Below are 17,575 nucleotides of genomic sequence, written 5' to 3'. Positions count from 1 at the left end.
GGCGACAATCCCGGTGGATACTGGTGATTGTCACGCATTTGTGGGCTTTCCCTTTCCGCCGGTTTGATTGGAAGCAATGAACGGCGAAGGATAGCCTGATGGCTCTCACGCACAGAAAAAACCGGTCAGGGAAGCTAAAGCGTTTGGCGGTGCTTGGTGCCGCTATGTGCTTGGGTGCTTCCTCTGTATCCCATGCAGGCGGTGGTGTGATGTCGCTCGATTTCTGCGCTGACCAATATGTACTCGCGTTCGCTGACAAGGATGATATCGCCTCCGTTTCCTTTGAGGCGGAGGGGGAGAATTCTTTCTTCTCTGGTCGGGCTGACGGTGTGCCGCGCAACATGGGCTCGATTGAGGAAGTCTTGATGCTGAAGCCTGATCTGGTGGTGCGTACATGGCGGGGCAGCCGCGCGAGCGATGCCTTGGCCTTGAAACTGGGTATCAAAACCTTTCAGCCACCCTATGCCATGACGCAGGAAGACAATATCGCCAACCTGAATGTTGCTGCCGAAGCCGTGGGAGGGGGCGAAAAAGCCGCCGCCATGACCGCGGACCTGCGCGCCCGGTGGGAAATCCTCAAATCTGCACCCAAAATACCACTTCGTTCGGTGTATATGACCCCCAGCGGCTTCACTGCAGGCACCGGCACATTTGTGGATGATATCATCCGCCTTGCCGGGCTTGAAACGGTGGCGAAGGACGCCGGGATAAACGGTTGGGTGCCCCTGCCGCTTGAAAAGATGGTCATCAACCCGCCAGACGTGGTGATTGGCGCTTTTTTCCTTGAAGGCAAGGTGCATATCTCGCACTGGAGCGGCGGGCGTCACGGCGCCTTCCGGGGCCTGCTGGATGAAAAACCAACCATCATGGTGCCCAGCAGCTATCTTTCCTGCGGCGGGTCGTTTTTTGTGGAGGCGGCGGAATATATCCGCGCTGAGGCCACCCGCCTGAGCCTCGTATCCAAGATTGAAACCTCCAAGAAGGAAAACGGTTCGTGATCGCACGCCTTAAAACCAGCCCTTGGGCGCTCAATATACTGCTGCTTGCCATCATTATGGTTGCGGTGTTGCTCTCGGCACGGTTCGGGCAGGTGGACCTCAGCACTGCTGACGTGCTGCACGGCATATTCGCATCCGGTGATGACGCCTACACCATCATTGTGCGCGAGCTTCGCCTGCCGCGTATCATCCTTGCCATCATGGCCGGGGCGTCGCTTGGGTATACGGGCGCCGCGCTTCAGGGGTTACTCAGAAACCCGCTGGCAGACCCGGGGGTGATTGGCGTTTCCGCAACCGCAAGCCTTGGCGCGGTGATCGCAATTTACATGGGGTTCACGTCTATCTCCGCGCTTGCGTTGCCCATCACCGCCATGCTTGGTGCGCTGGTCGCAACCATTATCCTGATGGTGCTTGCCGCCAGGGACGCCAGCGTGCTCACGCTCATCCTCGCAGGTATTGGTATCTCAAGCCTCGCCACGGCGGCCATGTCGCTGGTAATGAATTTCACCCCAAACGCCATCACCGTGCAGGAGATGGTGCTGTGGATGATGGGCTCGCTCGAGAACCGCACGTTTGATGACCTTTTCCTTGCCGGGCCGTTCATTATCGCCGGGTGGCTCATGATGATAGGCGTCGGGCAGGGCTTGAACGCCCTCAGTCTGGGCGAGGAAGCCGCCAGCACGCTCGGTATAGACGTTGCCAAACTGCGCTGGCGTGTGGTGCTCGGTACCGCGTTTTCCGTCGGCGCCACGGTGTCCGTGTGTGGTGCCGTGGGGTTTGTGGGCCTTGTGGTGCCGCATATCGTTCGCGCTTTTGTGGGCTATGAACCCCGACGTATTCTGCTCCCGAGCGCCCTGTGCGGTGCGGCGGTGATGGTGCTGGCGGATATTCTCACCCGGCTACCAATCGGCCACGGCCAGTTGCGGCTTGGCGTGGTGATGGCGATGATCGGCGCGCCTGTGTTCCTCTATATCATCTTCAAGACGCGGGAGAGCATGCGATGAGCGCGGATAAGGGCCTGAAAGTTAAAGGGCTGGGGGTTAAGCTCGCGGGGCATGAAATCCTCTCCGAGGTTTCGTTCGGTGTGCAGCCGGGGCAGGTGGTGGGCCTGATTGGCGCCAACGGCGCGGGGAAAAGTACGGCGCTTAAGGCTGTGCTTGATATCCTGCCTGCCGACTATGGCACCATCAGCATTGATGGCCGCAACCTGAACGCCTTAAACGCAAAAGAGCGCGCCATGAAGCTCGCCTACGTGCCGCAGGGTGCCCCTGTGCACTGGCCATTAACGGCGGAGCGGGTCGTGGGTCTTGGTCGCACACCCCACCTCAACCCGTGGCAGGAGCTAAGTAGCACAGACCAGCAGATCATTGAGGACGTGATGCAGGCCACAGACTGCTGGCACCTGCGTGACCGAACGGTGACAACGCTTTCTGGTGGGGAGCGGTCCCGCGTTTTGCTCGCGCGGGCAATGGCGGTTGGCGCACCTTATTTGCTTGCTGATGAACCCACGGCATCGCTCGACCCGCTACACCAGTTGCAGGTGATGGAGATCATGCGCGATGTGGCGGCGCAGGGTGTTGGCGTGCTGATCGTGATGCATGACCTCAGCTTTGCGCTGCGGTTTTGTGACCAGCTGATACTCTTGCATGAAGGCCGTGTGCTGGCGGATGGCACCCCGGATGACGTGCTGACCGACGAGCATCTTGAAAAAGCCTTCGAGGTGCGCGTGTCGCGCTGGACAGAAGGCGGCGAGCAGTTCCTTGCACCGCACCGGGCACGGGTGCGGGGGTGAGCGCACGCGCCTTAATGCTGCAGGGCACCGGCTCTGATGTGGGCAAGTCTGTGCTCACCGCCGGGCTTTGCCGGGCGTTTGCGAACCGCGGGCTCAAGGTGCTGCCCTTCAAGGCGCAGAATATGTCCAACAACGCAGCCGTGGCCGATGATGGCGGCGAGATTGGCCGTGCGCAGCATTTGCAAGCACTGGCCGCCCGCGCGAGGCCCAGCGTGCATATGAACCCGGTTCTGTTGAAGCCGGAAAGCGACACGGGCGCGCAGATCATCGTGCAAGGCAAACCGTGGGGGCGGGCAGAGGCGGACACCTACCAAAAGCGCAAGGCCGAGCTGCTCGGCCATGTGATGGAGAGCTTTGATACCCTCAAGGCACAGGCAGACCTCGTGCTCGTTGAAGGCGCAGGCAGCCCGGCTGAAGTGAACCTGCGCGCGACAGATATCGCCAACATGGGCTTTGCTTTGCCTGCCGGGGTACCGGTTGTGCTGGTGGGGGATATCAACCGAGGCGGTGTGATCGCCGCAATTACAGGCACGCATCAGCTTTTACCGGCAGAGGAGCGCGCGCTTATCCGCGGGGTGATCATCAACCAGTTCCGGGGTGATCTGCGCCTGTTTGAGGGCGGCATCAACGTGATTGAGGAAACCACCGGCTGGCCCAGTTTTGGTGTGGTGCCGTTTCTGCGCGCGGTGAAAGACCTGCCCGCCGAAGACGCTGTGGTGCTTGAGAAAAATGCGCGAAAGGCTGGGGGCACGCTGCGCGTTGCGGTGCCGCTTCTGCCGCGTATCGCCAACTTTGACGACCTTGATCCCTTGCGCGCAGAAAAGGGTGTTGAGGTGGTGATCGTGCCGCCGGGCCAAGCGCTACCAAGAGATGCGCATCTTATTGTCATCCCCGGCAGCAAGGCCACGATCGCAGACCTGCGGTTCCTGAAGGACGAAGGCTGGCATCATGATATTCATGCCCATGTGCGCGCAGGCGGCCATGTGCTGGGGCTTTGTGGCGGGTATCAGATGCTGGGGCGGCATGTGGCTGACCCGCTGGGCGTTGAAGGCTCGCGCGCGGACGAGGACGGGCTTGGCCTTCTTGAGGTTTCGACCTTTTTGCAAGCAGACAAGGCCGTGCAAACGGTGCGGGCCACAGCATTGGGGGCGGAGGTTGAGGGCTATGAAATCCATACAGGCATCACCAAGGGGGAGGCGGTGCCGTTCACTATGGCGGGCGAGCGTGTGCTGGGGCACCGCTCAAAAAACGGGCGGGTGATGGGCACATATATCCACGGTCTGTTCGCGAAAGGGGCGTTTCGTCAGGCCTTTCTTCGGCATATCGGGCGGGATGGCAGCGATGCGAATTTTGACGACCGGGTCGACGATGCGCTCAACACGCTCGCGGCGGCGCTTGAAAAGCATCTTGATCTTGATGCCCTTTATGCGGCAAGCAGGTAAAGCAAGCTTTTGATAGGGCCTCACGATGGAAAACCTGCTTACCCTTTTTGATGTTGTCGGTATTTTTGTTTTTGCCATCTCGGGCGCGCTCGCGGCCGTCAGGAGCGGGATGGATCTCTTTGGTATTATGGTCATGTCGCTGATGCCCGCAGTGGGTGGCGGCACACTGCGTGACCTGATCCTCGACCAGCCGGTTTTCTGGGTTGAAGGCACACAGACCATCTATATCGCCTTTGCCGCCGCTGGCTTAACCTTCTTTTTCTCCAAATATCTAGCGGGGCGCAGACTCACATGGCTCACGTGGGCAGATGCGGTTGGCCTCGCGCTTTTTTGTGTGGTGGGGGCCGAGAAGGCGCTGGCTGTGACCGGCAGCATGCTGATCGCCACCATGATGGGTGTGGTGACAGGGGCCGCCGGTGGCATCATCCGCGATATCATCTGCAATGAGATCCCGCTTGTGATGAAAAAGGGCGAGATATATGCGACCGCCGCTTTCCTTGGTGCTGGCTCGTTCTGCCTTCTGACCTATTTTGGGGTATCCGGCCCGGTGGCGCTCTGGCTTGCCATGGGCGCGGCTTTCCTCGCGCGCGCGGGCGGCATCATCAAAGGCTGGACGCTGCCCGAAGCATTGCACTGAAGCCTGAAGGCTTGCGCGGGGCTAGGGCGTCTAGAACGAGAGAATATGCCCGTCGCGTGGTTTGGCGCGGCCTTCAAGGGTATCTAAGTATATGTCTGCAATGGATTTTGCGCCTTTGTGATGTTTCACATCCACCCAAGCTTCAGCTTTGCCAATGAAGCCAGCCCATGCCGCACCGGTGCGGGCCTGAAAACCTTCCGCCCCCCATTCCTGCATGCGTTTCTGGCCTTGGGAAGGGGCGAAGAACAGTTGCGGTTTGGCGCCCGGCAGGTCACCGCCGCCGCCCATTTCCTCCCAGTGTGACGCGCCCACAGAACAGCTATAGACCAGATTATCGCCAAAATTTGTGTGCACCCGGGCGCGAATATCGGTGCTGCCCGCCATGTCCACATAAACCGTTGGTACGCTGCCATCTAGCTCTTCAATGTCATCATAGGTGACAATTTCGTCATAAAAACCAAGGCTTTGGGTGAAGGCTGCGTTACCTTTGGAGGTGAGCCCGACCACCTTCAGCCCTTCGCGTTTGGCGGCCAGATACGCCGCGCAGTAAGCGGTTTTGCTGGACGCGCTGGAGAAGATCACCTGCGCCGCACCGAAGTTGTTGTTTTCAGCCAGAAAGTCATCGATCAGGAAGGATGTCATGAAGAGCGGGCGGTAGAGCGCCTGCAGCGCTTCTCCCTCCTGAACATAACTCGGGTCCGTGGCCGTGTTTACATAAAGATTATATATTACAGGAAGTTGCGCACGATGCGCCGCACCATCCATGAAGCTTGCCGGGCTCACTTTCTGGGGGCGGACCACCAGATGGCTCGACATCGGGTAATAGCCATAATAGCGGGAACCCTCCGGGATAGCGTCATGTTTGGAGGCCACAACATCAGCGAAACCCCACACCGGGATTTTGCCAAACCCCTGATCGGACGGGAAAAATTCCCAGTACCGCATGCGGTCTCCCATCGCGGCATAGGTGATGTTGTTGGCGGTGAAAGCAAAACCATCGGTGGCCAGACACACTTCTCCGTCCTGCAGATCAGGCAGCGCGGTTTCAGTGATTCTATGGTCTTTAAGAGATTGTTTTTGAACAATAAATTCTCTATTCACGATGGTCTCAGATGTCATGCCAATGCCTTCCGCGCAAAAATATCTCTCCCCTAAGCTGGGGCGATTTGAACGCGTTTCAATCATCAAAAAGGGCCGGTTGGCTGTGGCGGCGGTGTGGCGCAAGTGTGCGCGAATGTGCGGCGCATCTGTGGCGGAATCCGTGCCATAGTGTGGGCATAATGCGCCACACAGGGTGCATTTGAAAATTGAGCTTTAATCGCCTGTCAGCAATCGGCATAATACACTCCAAACTAGGGCAACAGGATTTCTGCATATGGATATTTTTTCTGAAGAGACACCGTCACTTGATGTGATTATGGCCTATAGCATCGACATGGGGCTTACGCTTCTGGGTGCGTTTTTTGTACTGCTGGTTGGTTTGTGGTTTGCGGGCTTTGTTGAGCGGCGCCTTGAAGGTCTGTTCGCGAAAAGTGAGAAGATCGACGACACGGTTGGCTCTTTCCTCGCGAGTCTCGGCAAATATGCCATCATCGTCTTCACCGGCATTGCCCTTCTGGGCCAGTTCGGGGTTGAGACCACAAGCCTTGTTGCTGTTGTGGGTGCTGCGGGCCTGGCCATCGGCCTCGCGCTACAGGGTACGCTCTCAAACCTGGCGGCGGGCGTGATGCTCCTGATCTTCCGTCCGTTCAAAATCGGGCAATTTGTTGAAGTGGCGGGCCAAAGCGGCACGGTGAAAGCCATCTCCCTTTTCATGACCAAGATGGACACGGCGGACAACGTACGCATCACCATCCCGAACAATTCGGTTTGGGGCAGCGCGATCCGCAACTTCAACCACCATGAAATCCGCCGCCTGCAAATCGTGTACGGCATTTCATATAGTGATAATATCGACAAGGCGATGGATATCATCCGCGCAGCCATCGCGGCAGATGAGCGCTGCCTGAAAGAGCCAGAACCTGTGATTGCCGTAACCTCGCTTGGTGAAAGCTCGGTGGATGTCATGGTGCGGGTCTGGTGCGCCTCAAGCGACTTCTGGGCGTTGAACTGGCACCTCCTCAAAACGGTGAAAGAAGAGTTCGACGCGAACGATATCTCCATCCCGTTCCCTTGCCGGACAATCTACAAAGCCGATTGATCACTGCACTCCGAACAGACCAAAAACGGGGGCCATTGGCTCCCGTTTCTTTTTCGGCCTTCCCCACTATTGGCTGTTGACCAAGGCCCTTTGGCCCTGTCTTATACCTTCCTCAGGTGGCTTTTGGGCAATAGGGCCACCGGCACAAAAAATAGAATAAACCTGGAGGGGGATATGATCAGATCAGTTCTCAAATCATCCGTTGCAGCGACGGCACTTCTGCTGGCTGCGTGCGGGAATTCAAACGATAACGCGTCAAATGACGCTGCTGGCAAAGCCGTCGCTGAGATGCAGGCATCGGCCAACACATCGCCAGCTATTGGCGATTGGGGCGTTGACCTCACCGCGCGGGATGAAGCTGTCACACCGGGCAATGATTTCTTCAATTATGCCAACGGCACCTGGATGGCAGAGCATGACATACCGGCAGACCGCAGCAGCTACGGCGTGGGGCTTATTGTGCATGAGCGTGCGCAGGAGCGGGTGAAGGCCATCATTGAAGAGCTGGGCGCCAAAGGCGGCGAAAAAGGCACGCCAGAGCAGAAGGTGGGCGACTATTACGCCAGCTGGATGGACACAGCCACCCTGAATGAGCTGGGCGCAGCGCCCCTTAAGGCAGACCTTGATCGCATTGCCGGGATATCAGACCTCACCGGCCTGACGGAAGAATTTGGCCGCGCCAACTATGTGGGCGGCAACCGCGTGATCACGGCGGGCCTTGGTATCGACCCGCGCGACCCGAACAAATATAATATGAACATCGGCCTTGGCGGCATGGGCCTGCCAGACCGGGATTATTATCTGGAAGATAACGAGCGTTTCAACACCATCCGCGCGGCCTATAAAGACCATATCGCGGAGATGCTGACGCTTGCGGGCATCGAGGACGCTGCCGCAAAAGCAGATGCCATCATGGCGCTTGAAACCAAGGTTGCCGAGCTGCAATGGATCAGGGCTGACCGGCGTGACCGCGATAAAACCTTCAACCCCACCACGGTCGCGAAGCTGAGCGAAGATTACCCCGGTTTTGACTGGGACCTCTACCTCGCCTCAGGCGGTATCGAAGGGCTTGAGGAAATCAACGTCAGCCACCCGGATACCATCAACCCGCTGATTGCGCTTCTCTCAAGCGAAGACCTGGATACATGGAAGGCGTACCTGAGCTATCACCTGATCTCCAACAACGCGAGCCTGCTGTCGGAGGAGATCGACGCCGCCAACTTCCGTTTCTGGGGCGGTGTGATGCGCGGGCAGGAACAACAGCTTGACCGCTGGAAGCGTGGTGTTTCCCGCGTGGGTGCTAAAACCGGCCTCGGTGAAGCACTTGGCCAGATTTACGTGAAGCGGCATTTCCCAGAAAGCTCAAAAGCCAAGATGGAAACGCTGGTTGAAAACCTGCGCAAGGCTTATGGCGAACGTATCGATACCCTGCCATGGATGGGCGATGACACCAAGGTGGAAGCCCGCGCCAAGCTTGCGGCCTTCCGCGCCAAGATCGGCTATCCGGATAACTGGATGGATCTGGGTGGTATCGAGATCGACCGGGCTGACCTGTTTGGCAATGCCCGCCGCATCACCAAATTCTTTGAAGACTTTGACGTTGCGCGCCTCAAGCGCCCAACCGACAAGGAAGAATGGTTCATGATGCCGCAAACCGTGAACGCCTATTATCTCTCCAACTTCAATGAGATTGTGTTCCCGGCTGCTATCCTTGAGCCGCCTTTCTTTGACCCGAACGCAGACCCGGCGGTGAACTACGGTGCCATTGGTGCCATCATCGGGCACGAAATGGGCCATGGTTTTGACGATCAGGGCTCCAAGTCTGACGCACAGGGCATCAAGCGTAACTGGTGGACAGATGCGGACCGTGAAGCGTTTGAAAGCCGCACCAAAGTGCTGGGTGACCAGTTCTCAAGCTATGAAGCGGTGCCGGGTGCCTTTGTGGACGGCAACTTCACCATGGGTGAAAACATTGGTGACCTTGGCGGCCTTGAGGTGGCGTACCTTGCGTACAAACTTTCGCTGAACGGTGAGGAAGCCCCGGTGATTGATGGCCTGACGGGTGACCAGCGTTTCTTCCTCGCTTATGCGCAGTCATGGCGCACAAAGGTGCGGGATGAAGCAACGCTTGAACGGTTGAAGTCAGACCCGCACTCACCTGCCAAATACCGGGTGAACGGCATCGTGCGCAATGTTGACGCCTGGTATGACGCCTTTGGCGTGAAAGAGGGTGACGAGCTTTATATCGCCCCCGATGACCGGGTGAAAATCTGGTAAGTGGCGATATAACCAAATTGAAAGGGCCGGGGCTTCTCCGGCCTTTTTTTGTGATGCGGTCCCATGCGCCAGGCCAGCAGTTGCCTGCACCCTCAGCTAAACGAAGGCTATACACCACTCATCGCGCAAGACTGGCACCATGGGCCGTTTGCCGTGAAGATGGCGGCGAAACAGATGGGGAATTTCATGAAACATATCACGCGCGCTGCGCTCTTTGGCGCTGGGCTTCTTATGGCGGTAGCACCCGCTTCCGCCACACCAATTGAAACCATTGAGGTGACCGAGGATTTTTACATCCTCATCAGCAACGGCCTTGGCGCCAATGTGGGGGTGCAGGTAGGGCCAGACGGTGTGCTGCTGGTGGACACGATGATGGAGCGCGGCAATGAGGCATTCGACGCAGCCCTTGCCGCAATCACGGATAAATCGGTGCGTTATGTGCTCAACACCCATGAGCATATGGACCACAACGCTGGCAATACACGCTTCTCGGAAGGTGGGGCCACGTTGGTGTATCACAAGGCATCGCCAGACCTTGGCCTGCCGCGCGAGACACGTTTCTCCGGCACGCTGTCTGACCAGATGGCGGGCACACGTGTTGATATCTACACGGTGGTTTCACACACCATGAATGATGCCATTTTTCACCTGCCTGAAAAGAATGTGATTTTTATGGGCGACACTTATGCCACCAACTGGCACCCCACCTTTTATGGCGGTGGCCGAGAAGGGCAGCTCGAGACCATTGATCTGGTGCTGAGCCTTTCGGATGAGGCAACCATGATCGTGCCGGGGCATGGCCCCGCCACCGGTGTTGCCGGCTTAAAGCAATATCGCGCTGCGTTTACCGATTGGCTTGACCGTATGCAGCAACTGGTGGAAGCAGGCCAGAGCGAAGACCAGATGGCAGATGACGCGGCGTTGCAGGCGATCATCGCGCGTTTCCAGCAGGAAGAAGGCGGCAGGGCAATCCCGGAAAACTCCTTCCGGCGATTTATCCAGCGTACGATCGAGCGGGAATTTACGCCGCGCAACTAACGGGCGATGAATTCACTACCGCATGACGGGCACCTCTGATAGCGTTGACCCGGCGATTTGGAGGTGCTTTATGCTCAGATATTCCCTGCCTGCTCTTATCCTTGGTGCAAGTGTTTTGAACGGCTGCACGGGCCTTGGTGGTGCCTTCTGTGATAGCGAGCACCCGGACCCGCGCGTGGCCGCCATGATGCGTGACAGCTGTGAGGGCAACAGGCTCGCATCCCTGCAGCTTGGCTTGTGGTTTGAAGGCAATGGCGACTATGCGGAAGCCGCGAAGTATCTTGAAATTGCCTCCACCCCATCAAGCGGGCGCAACTATGTGTATGTGCCGCCTGCGGGTGATGTGCCGGGCTTTACCACGCCGGTTGACGGTGGTGGGCGGCATGACGGCTTGCCCGAGGCGCAATACCGCTTGGGGCTTCTCTACCAAAAAGGGCAGGGCGTACCGCAAAACACCAAGAAGGCACGGAAGTATTTCAAGCTCGCCGCAGAGCAGGGCCATAGCGCCGCCAAGTTGGAGTTGGCTAGGGCTGAATAGGTTTTTCGGGCTGAACCACAGGTTTCGTACAAGTAAACAACAGGTCGCACCGCAGCGGCGCCTTGAAGTATGACTGTTTGATCTGGTCAATCTCACCCGACAGGCGCATCTCGGTGAGGATAGCCGCCAGTTTTTCCGTCACCGCAAGCGGGACATCAAGCGAGGCCACGAGATATTGCTGTGGTGTAGGCCATGATTTGAGCACGATAAGCTCGTCCGCATTGCCGCCAGATTGCTCATACGCCCACACGCCGGGCAGCCCGCGCTGCATCCACAGGGTAACCCGGTTCGCCATCATCAGTCGGGCGCCGACCATCTCGTCTTCCACCAGCGTGATATCGCTAAAACCTAAGGATTGTGCCGAAAACTGTGCGGGCGATTCCATGCGCGCGGCAATCGGCAGTTTGGTGAGCGCATCAAGGGGCAGGGAGACAAGCGACCTGTCCCGTGTGACGAGCTGCAGGAAGGATATATTCACCGGGGCCACCCAGCGATAGAGCGGCTCCCGCGCCTCAAGCCGGGTCAGGGGGGCCATGAAGGCGCGACCGTTTTGTTGTACGGCCGCCTGTTCGCGCTTCCAGGGTGCATAGACAAATTCATGCGGGATACCGGCGCGGTTAAATGCGGTATGGACAATCTCGACGATAAAACCGCTGTCGGTTTCCTCGTCTCCCCATGGGGGGTTGTCAGGCTGGAAAACCTTATAGGGCTGGTTTTCTTCGCTTTGTGTGGTTGGCTCTGTATCGGCAGGCGTGTCAGTGGCCGTATCAGCGCTTGCCGACAAAGCGCCAAATAGCAGCGCCGCAAGCATGCAGCAGTATCGTATCAAGCTTGAAATAAGCCTTCCCCATCTTTCGGTTGCGAGCCTGACGCCTTACTTGCCCTCTTCCCTTATAGGGCCACCGGCGCACGGCTAACACCATATAATTGTTGCAATATATCATAGGGGTAGTGCGGACGGGAAGGGTAATTCTACACTGTTTATAAGCAATTAGTCTTTTGCGCTTAAAAGCCAGTCACGGAAAACCTGCACCTTTTTCATCGCTGCGCGGTCTTGCCCATACACCAGATAATAGGCGTTTCGGCTTTTCACGGGGCCACCAAAAGGCGCGATCAGTTGGCCGGATGCCAGGTCATTCGCCACATACATGAGCGGCAGCACCGCCACGCCAAGGCCCGAGCGCACGGCTTCAATCATCATGGTGAAATTCTCAAACTGGGTGTTGCCGGGGCGTGTGGGCGGTGTGTGGCCCATCCATTCCGCCCAGGCAGAGGGGCGGGTGGTCATTTGCAGGCGGTCGAACGCCGTAATGTCCAGCTCGGTTTTGCCTTTGAGAAGGGCAGGAGAGACAACGGCGATGATCTCCTCGTCCACCAGTTTGTGGGCGACAGTATCCGGCCAGTCGCCGTCACCATATTGCACGGCAACATCCGTGCGGGCCGTGCGGAAATCCTCCGGGGTCAGGCCGGTGACGATATTGAGCTGCACATCCTGATGGTCTTGCGTGAAACCGCCAAGTTTGGGGATGAGCCAGCGTGAGCCAAAGGTGGGCAAAAGCCCAAGCGTGAGCACACGGTCATCCGCGCCCCATGTCATCATCTTCAAGGTTTCATTTTCAAGCTGAGCCAGAAGGGGGCCAATGGCGGCGGCATATTGTTTGCCTGCGTCTGTTGCGATCAGGCGTTTGCGCTCGCGTCTGAACAGGGGCTGGCGCACAAAAGCTTCCAGATTGCCGATCTGCCTGCTGACCGCACTTTGCGTGAGGTTCAGCGCTTCGGCCGCACGGGTGACATGGCCCTCTTTCATGACCTGCTCAAAACATTCCAGCGCGATAAGGCTCGGTAATTTGCGCTTCATAAGGTTTATTCATTCTATTTTGTAATGAAATCAGACCGAAATGTTACTTTATATGCGCAGATATTGCTATATACATTACTCAAAATCATACACATGTCGCCCATACACTGCTGAACCAAAGGGAAGTTTCATGAGCAAGCCGCAATTCAACTGGGAAGACCCGCTGTTCCTCGATGATCAGCTGACAGAAGAAGAACGCATGGTGCGCGACAGCGCGCGTGATTATTGTCAGGCCAAGCTGATGCCGCGCATTCTGGAAGCCAACCGCCATGAAAACTTCGACCGTGAGATCATGACGGAGCTGGGCGAAATGGGCCTTCTGGGCGCTACCCTGCCGGAAGAATTTGGCGGCGCAAACGTGAGCCACGTGGCTTACGGCCTGATTGCCCGCGAGGTTGAACGGGTGGACAGCGGTTACCGCTCTGCCATGTCTGTGCAGTCATCCCTGGTGATGTACCCCATCTATGCTTACGGCACGGATGAGCAGCGCAAAAAATATCTGCCGAAGCTTGCGTCGGGCGAGATGGTGGGCTGTTTTGGCCTGACGGAGCCTGACTTTGGTTCCGACCCCGGCGGCATGCGCACCCGCGCAGAAAAAGTGGATGGCGGCTATAAGCTGACCGGCAACAAGATGTGGATCACCAACAGCCCGATCGCTGATGTGGCGGTGGTATGGGCCAAGCTGGACGGCAAGATCCGCGGTTTTATTGTTGAGCGTGGCACTGAAGGTTTCTCGACCCCCAAGATCGAAGGCAAAATGAGCCTGCGGGCATCCATCACCGGCGAGATCGTGCTTGATGGTGCCGTGGTGCCGGAAGAGAACCTGCTCCCCAATGCGTCCGGCCTTGGTGGGCCGTTTGGTTGCCTCAATAAAGCACGCTTTGGCATTGCATGGGGTGCGCTTGGGGCGGCTGAGTTCTGCTGGCACGCCGCGCGGCAATATACGATGGACCGCAAACAGTTTGGCCGTCCGCTCGCGCAGACCCAGCTCGTGCAAAAGAAACTTGCGGATATGCTGACGGAAATCACCCTCGGTTTGCAGGCGTGCCTGCGGGTGGGGCGTTTGCTGGATGAAGGCCGCTCGGCGCCTGAGAATATCTCGCTTATCAAACGCAACAGCTGTGGCAAGGCGCTTGATATCGCGCGTATGGCGCGTGACATGCACGGCGGTAACGGCATCGCGGATGAGTTCCACGTTATCCGCCATATGGTGAACCTTGAGACGGTGAACACCTATGAAGGCACCTATGACATCCATACGCTGATCCTTGGCCGTGCGCAAACCGGCCTTCAGGCCTTCATGTAAGGCTTGGGTGATTTATGGCAGGCCCTTTAAGCGGCATTCGTGTTCTTGACCTCAGCCGGATATTGGCTGGCCCCTGGGCCGGGCAATGCCTGGCCGACCTGGGTGCTGATGTCATCAAGGTTGAAAATCCAAATGGCGGTGACGATACCCGCACATGGGGCCCGCCTTTTTTTGAGGAAGGTGAGACCAAGCTTTCCGCCTATTATATGTGTGCGAACCGGGGCAAGCGCTCGGTTACCATTGATATCACCACGCCTGAAGGCCAGGCGATTGTGAAAGAACTGGCCGCCAAAAGCGATATCGTGATCGAAAACTTCAAGGTTGGTGGCCTCAGGAAATATGGCCTTGATTATGAGGGCCTGAGCGCAGTGAACGCTGGCCTCATCTATTGTTCCATCACCGGTTTTGGCCAAACGGGGCCTTATGCCAACCGCCCCGGCTATGACCTCCTGATCCAGGCGCTGGGTGGATTGATGAGCATTACGGGTGAAGCAGACGGCGTGCCCGGAGGCGGGCCGCAACGCGCGGGCGTCGCGGTCACGGACCTGTTCACCGGGCTTTATAGCACCGTCGCGATCCTCGGTGCCTTGCATCACCGGGAAAAAACCGGCGAGGGGCAGCATATCGATATGTCGCTCCTTGATACGCAGGTGGCGGTGCTGGCGAACCAGGGCTCCAACTATCTGGTGTCAGGCAAGGCGCCGACGCGGCAGGGCAATTCGCACCCCACCATCGTGCCGTACCAGAGCTTCAAAACCAAAGACGGCTATATGATCCTCGCGGTGGGGAATGACGGCCAGTTCGCACGGTTTTGCGCGGCGGCGGGTATGCCCGCGCTGGCAAATGATGAGCGGTTTAAGACAAACCCGTCTCGGGTGGCACATCGTGAGGCGCTGGTGCCTATTGTGGCTGGCATCATCGAAGGCAAAACGACAGATGAGTGGGTGAGCATTCTTGAGGCTGCCAATGTGCCCGGCGGGCCGATCAATACCATTGACCGGGTGTTTGAGGATGCGCAGGTGAAGGCGCGCGGCCTTGCGCTTGAGCTTGAGGGTGAAGATGGCGCCGTTCTGCCGTCGGTTGCTAGCCCCATCCGCTACAGCAAAACCAAAATCGACTATAAAAAAGCCCCGCCCAAACTTGGGCAGGACACCGCCGCCGTGTTGCATGATGTTTTAGGCATAAAAAGCTAGGCAGCAAAAAGGGCCCCGTAGGGCCCTTTTCTATTTCTATCCAGATCAGGATTATACTTCAATCGTGGCAGATTCCATCGCTGTGAGGTCAAGACCTGCGAGGAAGATGCTGTTGCCATCGCCTGTGTCGATCATTACACCGGCTGTGCCGTCCACGGTCGTTTCAGTGCTGCCGGCCAGCACATCGGCGCTTGTATCGAAACCGGTTATGTAGAGAGTATCCTCGTCCACGCTAAAGTCGGTCACGACATCTGCACCATCATTGGTGTCAAAGTGGAAGGCGTCCGCACCTTCACCACCGGTGAGTACATCGTCTTCTGCACCACCATAGAGGTTATCATCGCCGTCACCACCGTTCAGTTCATCATCGCCGTCACCACCGAAGATGATATCTGCGCCGGCTTCACCAAAGACGGTATCGTCACCGTCGCCTCGGCCGCCATAGAGGGCATCGTCACCGGCGCCACCTTTGATGAGGTCGGCACCCGTGCCGCCGCCAATCGCGTCAACACCAGCAGAGCCGTATACGGTATCGTCACCGCTACCAGCCCAGGCTGAGTTCGAAGCATCACCTTCGGCTTGCACTTCGTCTTCATCAACGATGCCGTCAGCGTTTACGTCGCTCCAGCCACCAGTGACCAGCATGTCATCGCCTTCACCGCCGAAGAGGAAGTCGCTACCGATATTGCCAGCTTCTTCCGCGCCCATGCTGTCACCAATGATGATGTCATTGCCTGCACCGGCACCAACGAGGTCATCACCGCTGCCGCCTGCGAAGACATCAGCGTCCTCATCGGCGTGGCCTGCGAAGATCAGGTCGTTTCCTGCGCTACCGTCAACGGTGTCGGCGCCCATGCCGCCGGTGATAAAGTCACCACCGTCACCACCGATGAGTTCATCATCGTCTGGGCCACCACGAATAATCAGACGCGGGTCTTCCTCAGGATCAGGATCTTCGCCTTCGTTCAGGAATTCAAAGTTATCTTCGGTGAGGTCAGACAATTTGGTGTCTTCAATTGTCAGGGTTTGCTCGCCACCAAGATCGATAACAACGTCTGCACCGTCCTGGGTTGCGGCGTCCATAGCCGCCTCAAAGGAAGTGATGCTGCTGGTGCTCTCGAACTGGATAACTTCGTTACCCTTTGCTTTGAAGTCCACGATCACGTCTGATGAGGTACCGTCAATCACAAAGGTGTCTTTGCCCTGACCGCCCATCAGCGTATCATCGCCTTCACCACCTGACAGTTCGTCACGGCCGCGACCGCCATCAAGCATGTCGTTACCTTCTGCGCCGATAAGGACGTCGGCGCTATTGTCGCCGTCAATCACATCATCACCTGCGCCGCCGTTCAGCAAGTCTTTGCCGTTGCCGCCGGAGAGGTCATCGTTACCGTCGCCGCCGTTCAGGTTATCAACGCCGTTGCCACCCTCAAGCATATCGTCGCCGTTTTCACCTTGCAGCTCATCGTGACCCTGATCGCCGATCAGCTCATCATTACCTTCACCTCCGGCAAGAAGGTCGGCGCCTGAACCACCTTCGATGACGTCATCCCCGTCGCCACCAAACAGTTCATCAAGGCCCTGGTTGCCCTCCAAGACATCATCGCCAGCTTCGCCGTAGATGCTGTCATTGTCGGAACCACCAGTTAGGTCGTCGTCGTCATCGGTGCCGATGATCTCATTGCCGATGTTGTCGTCATCATTATCATTATCATCGTCATCGTCATCGTCATCGTCATCGTCGTCGTCGTCGTTATCATCATCATCGTCATCCGTCGCAAAGACGATGCTGTTTTCAACATCAGCCCATGTGGCCCCTTCAATTGTCAGGGAGCCACCGTCAGGCAACGCGATTTCAAGATTGCCATCAACTTCCGTGGAAGCTTCCATCACGGCCTCAACGGTCGCAAAATCAGAAAACGCTGAAAGGTCGATCGTGTCGCCCGCTTCAGCGCTAAAGTCTGTGATGACGTCGTGGCTGCCTTCAGAGGTTACAAACACATCTGCGTCGGCACCGCCGGTCATGATATCATTGCCAAGACCGCCCGCGATGATATCAGCGCCAGCACCACCATCCAGCGTGTCGTCGCCACTACCACCGTATACGGTATCGTCACCTTCCAAAGCAGTCACTTGGTCTGCGCCGGCAGATGCGGAAATATGGTCGTCAAGCGCCGTGCCGCTAAGCACCTCGCCAAAAAATGTTCCTTTAATAGTACTCATCTTACTCTCCCTTAACGTGAGGATGAAACTCAGGATGAACTTCCTGTTTGTTGTAGGCGTGGCCTCGTTTGGG

General features: G+C 57.4%; 15 protein-coding genes. 11 read left to right on the top strand and 4 right to left on the bottom strand.

Translation table 11 applies throughout. From position 1 onward, the window contains the following. Positions 1–98 precede the first annotated feature (98 nt). From ACN0XZ_RS11675 to ACN0XZ_RS11655, 5 genes are read left to right on the top strand one after another with little or no spacing between them, the layout of a single operon-like run. Positions 99–998, top strand: coding sequence for an ABC transporter substrate-binding protein (locus tag ACN0XZ_RS11675; RefSeq protein WP_417457940.1), 900 nt, complete (start codon positions 99–101; stop codon positions 996–998). Next, the gene (locus ACN0XZ_RS11670) at positions 995–2,002 is read left to right on the top strand and encodes a FecCD family ABC transporter permease (RefSeq protein ID WP_417457939.1); all 1,008 of its coding nucleotides are present in this window, start codon (positions 995–997) and stop codon (positions 2,000–2,002) included. Before ACN0XZ_RS11675 ends, ACN0XZ_RS11670 begins: the two co-directional genes overlap by 4 nt. After that, positions 1,999–2,790 carry an ABC transporter ATP-binding protein gene (locus ACN0XZ_RS11665; protein WP_417457938.1) on the top strand — a complete coding sequence of 264 codons (792 nt, stop codon included), beginning with the start codon at positions 1,999–2,001 and terminating at the stop codon, positions 2,788–2,790. Before ACN0XZ_RS11670 ends, ACN0XZ_RS11665 begins: the two co-directional genes overlap by 4 nt. 14 nt (positions 2,791–2,804) lie before the next feature. Then, positions 2,805–4,232, top strand: coding sequence for a cobyric acid synthase (locus ACN0XZ_RS11660; RefSeq protein ID WP_417458001.1), 1,428 nt, complete (start codon positions 2,805–2,807; stop codon positions 4,230–4,232). Positions 4,233–4,257: 25 nt separating this feature from the next. Continuing rightward, positions 4,258–4,869, top strand: coding sequence for a trimeric intracellular cation channel family protein (locus ACN0XZ_RS11655; protein ID WP_417457937.1), 612 nt, complete (start codon positions 4,258–4,260; stop codon positions 4,867–4,869). Between the two features lie 30 nt (positions 4,870–4,899). Here ACN0XZ_RS11655 and ACN0XZ_RS11650 read toward each other — a convergent pair whose 3' ends face one another. Next, a complete protein-coding gene (locus tag ACN0XZ_RS11650; RefSeq protein ID WP_417457936.1) occupies positions 4,900–5,988 on the bottom strand; it encodes a DUF2855 family protein in 1,089 nt (362 codons plus the stop codon). Between the two features lie 256 nt (positions 5,989–6,244). Here ACN0XZ_RS11650 and ACN0XZ_RS11645 point away from each other — a divergent pair, with 256 nt between their 5' ends. The 4 genes from ACN0XZ_RS11645 (at position 6,245) to ACN0XZ_RS11630 (ending at position 10,922) form a co-directional block, all read left to right on the top strand. Further along, on the top strand, positions 6,245–7,069 hold the full coding sequence (locus tag ACN0XZ_RS11645; protein WP_417457935.1) for a mechanosensitive ion channel family protein: 825 nt from the start codon (positions 6,245–6,247) through the stop codon (positions 7,067–7,069). A 174-nt stretch (positions 7,070–7,243) separates the two neighbouring features. Then, positions 7,244–9,346 (top strand): M13 family metallopeptidase, encoded by a 2,103-nt coding sequence (locus tag ACN0XZ_RS11640; RefSeq protein WP_417457934.1) that lies wholly within the window; start codon positions 7,244–7,246, stop codon positions 9,344–9,346. A 63-nt stretch (positions 9,347–9,409) separates the two neighbouring features. Further along, the gene (locus tag ACN0XZ_RS11635) at positions 9,410–10,384 is read left to right on the top strand and encodes an MBL fold metallo-hydrolase (protein ID WP_417457933.1); all 975 of its coding nucleotides are present in this window, start codon (positions 9,410–9,412) and stop codon (positions 10,382–10,384) included. A 70-nt stretch (positions 10,385–10,454) separates the two neighbouring features. Beyond that, a complete protein-coding gene (locus tag ACN0XZ_RS11630) occupies positions 10,455–10,922 on the top strand; it encodes a tetratricopeptide repeat protein (protein WP_417457932.1) in 468 nt (155 codons plus the stop codon). On the opposite strand, the gene ACN0XZ_RS11625 is transcribed toward ACN0XZ_RS11630, so the two are convergent. After that, a complete protein-coding gene (locus ACN0XZ_RS11625; protein ID WP_417457931.1) occupies positions 10,909–11,733 on the bottom strand; it encodes a substrate-binding periplasmic protein in 825 nt (274 codons plus the stop codon). The genes ACN0XZ_RS11630 and ACN0XZ_RS11625 overlap by 14 nt on opposite strands. Positions 11,734–11,913: 180 nt before the next feature. Next, on the bottom strand, positions 11,914–12,780 hold the full coding sequence (locus ACN0XZ_RS11620) for a LysR substrate-binding domain-containing protein (protein ID WP_417457930.1): 867 nt from the start codon (positions 12,778–12,780) through the stop codon (positions 11,914–11,916). 130 nt (positions 12,781–12,910) lie between these two features. On the opposite strand from ACN0XZ_RS11620, the gene ACN0XZ_RS11615 reads away from it, so the two are divergent. Both ACN0XZ_RS11615 and ACN0XZ_RS11610 read left to right on the top strand, forming a co-directional pair. Then, the gene (locus ACN0XZ_RS11615; protein ID WP_417457929.1) at positions 12,911–14,086 is read left to right on the top strand and encodes an acyl-CoA dehydrogenase; all 1,176 of its coding nucleotides are present in this window, start codon (positions 12,911–12,913) and stop codon (positions 14,084–14,086) included. Positions 14,087–14,100: 14 nt separating this feature from the next. Further along, positions 14,101–15,279: a CaiB/BaiF CoA transferase family protein gene (locus tag ACN0XZ_RS11610; protein WP_417457928.1), complete on the top strand. Its 1,179-nt coding sequence runs from the start codon at positions 14,101–14,103 to the stop codon at positions 15,277–15,279. Between the two features lie 51 nt (positions 15,280–15,330). Here ACN0XZ_RS11610 and ACN0XZ_RS11605 read toward each other — a convergent pair whose 3' ends face one another. After that, positions 15,331–17,502, bottom strand: a complete 2,172-nt coding sequence (locus ACN0XZ_RS11605; protein ID WP_417457927.1) for a calcium-binding protein — start codon at positions 17,500–17,502, stop codon at positions 15,331–15,333. Positions 17,503–17,575 lie beyond the last annotated feature (73 nt).

The sequence above is a fragment of the Kordiimonas sp. genome, assembly GCF_048264555.1.
Classification (GTDB): domain Bacteria; phylum Pseudomonadota; class Alphaproteobacteria; order Sphingomonadales; family Kordiimonadaceae; genus Kordiimonas.
This window is presented reverse-complemented; position numbering and strand designations above follow the sequence as displayed.

Coding starts and splice junctions, on each gene's coding strand:
- ACN0XZ_RS11645 (WP_417457935.1), top strand. CDS start 6,245: ATGGATATTTTTTCTGAAGAGACACCGTCACTTGATGTGATTATGGCC.
- ACN0XZ_RS11635 (WP_417457933.1), top strand. CDS start 9,410: ATGCGCCAGGCCAGCAGTTGCCTGCACCCTCAGCTAAACGAAGGCTAT.
- ACN0XZ_RS11610 (WP_417457928.1), top strand. CDS start 14,101: ATGGCAGGCCCTTTAAGCGGCATTCGTGTTCTTGACCTCAGCCGGATA.
- ACN0XZ_RS11650 (WP_417457936.1), bottom strand. CDS start 5,988: ATGACATCTGAGACCATCGTGAATAGAGAATTTATTGTTCAAAAACAA.
- ACN0XZ_RS11630 (WP_417457932.1), top strand. CDS start 10,455: ATGCTCAGATATTCCCTGCCTGCTCTTATCCTTGGTGCAAGTGTTTTG.
- ACN0XZ_RS11655 (WP_417457937.1), top strand. CDS start 4,258: ATGGAAAACCTGCTTACCCTTTTTGATGTTGTCGGTATTTTTGTTTTT.
- ACN0XZ_RS11640 (WP_417457934.1), top strand. CDS start 7,244: ATGATCAGATCAGTTCTCAAATCATCCGTTGCAGCGACGGCACTTCTG.
- ACN0XZ_RS11620 (WP_417457930.1), bottom strand. CDS start 12,780: ATGAAGCGCAAATTACCGAGCCTTATCGCGCTGGAATGTTTTGAGCAG.
- ACN0XZ_RS11675 (WP_417457940.1), top strand. CDS start 99: ATGGCTCTCACGCACAGAAAAAACCGGTCAGGGAAGCTAAAGCGTTTG.
- ACN0XZ_RS11660 (WP_417458001.1), top strand. CDS start 2,805: ATGCTGCAGGGCACCGGCTCTGATGTGGGCAAGTCTGTGCTCACCGCC.
- ACN0XZ_RS11625 (WP_417457931.1), bottom strand. CDS start 11,733: ATGCTTGCGGCGCTGCTATTTGGCGCTTTGTCGGCAAGCGCTGATACG.
- ACN0XZ_RS11665 (WP_417457938.1), top strand. CDS start 1,999: ATGAGCGCGGATAAGGGCCTGAAAGTTAAAGGGCTGGGGGTTAAGCTC.
- ACN0XZ_RS11615 (WP_417457929.1), top strand. CDS start 12,911: ATGAGCAAGCCGCAATTCAACTGGGAAGACCCGCTGTTCCTCGATGAT.
- ACN0XZ_RS11605 (WP_417457927.1), bottom strand. CDS start 17,502: ATGAGTACTATTAAAGGAACATTTTTTGGCGAGGTGCTTAGCGGCACG.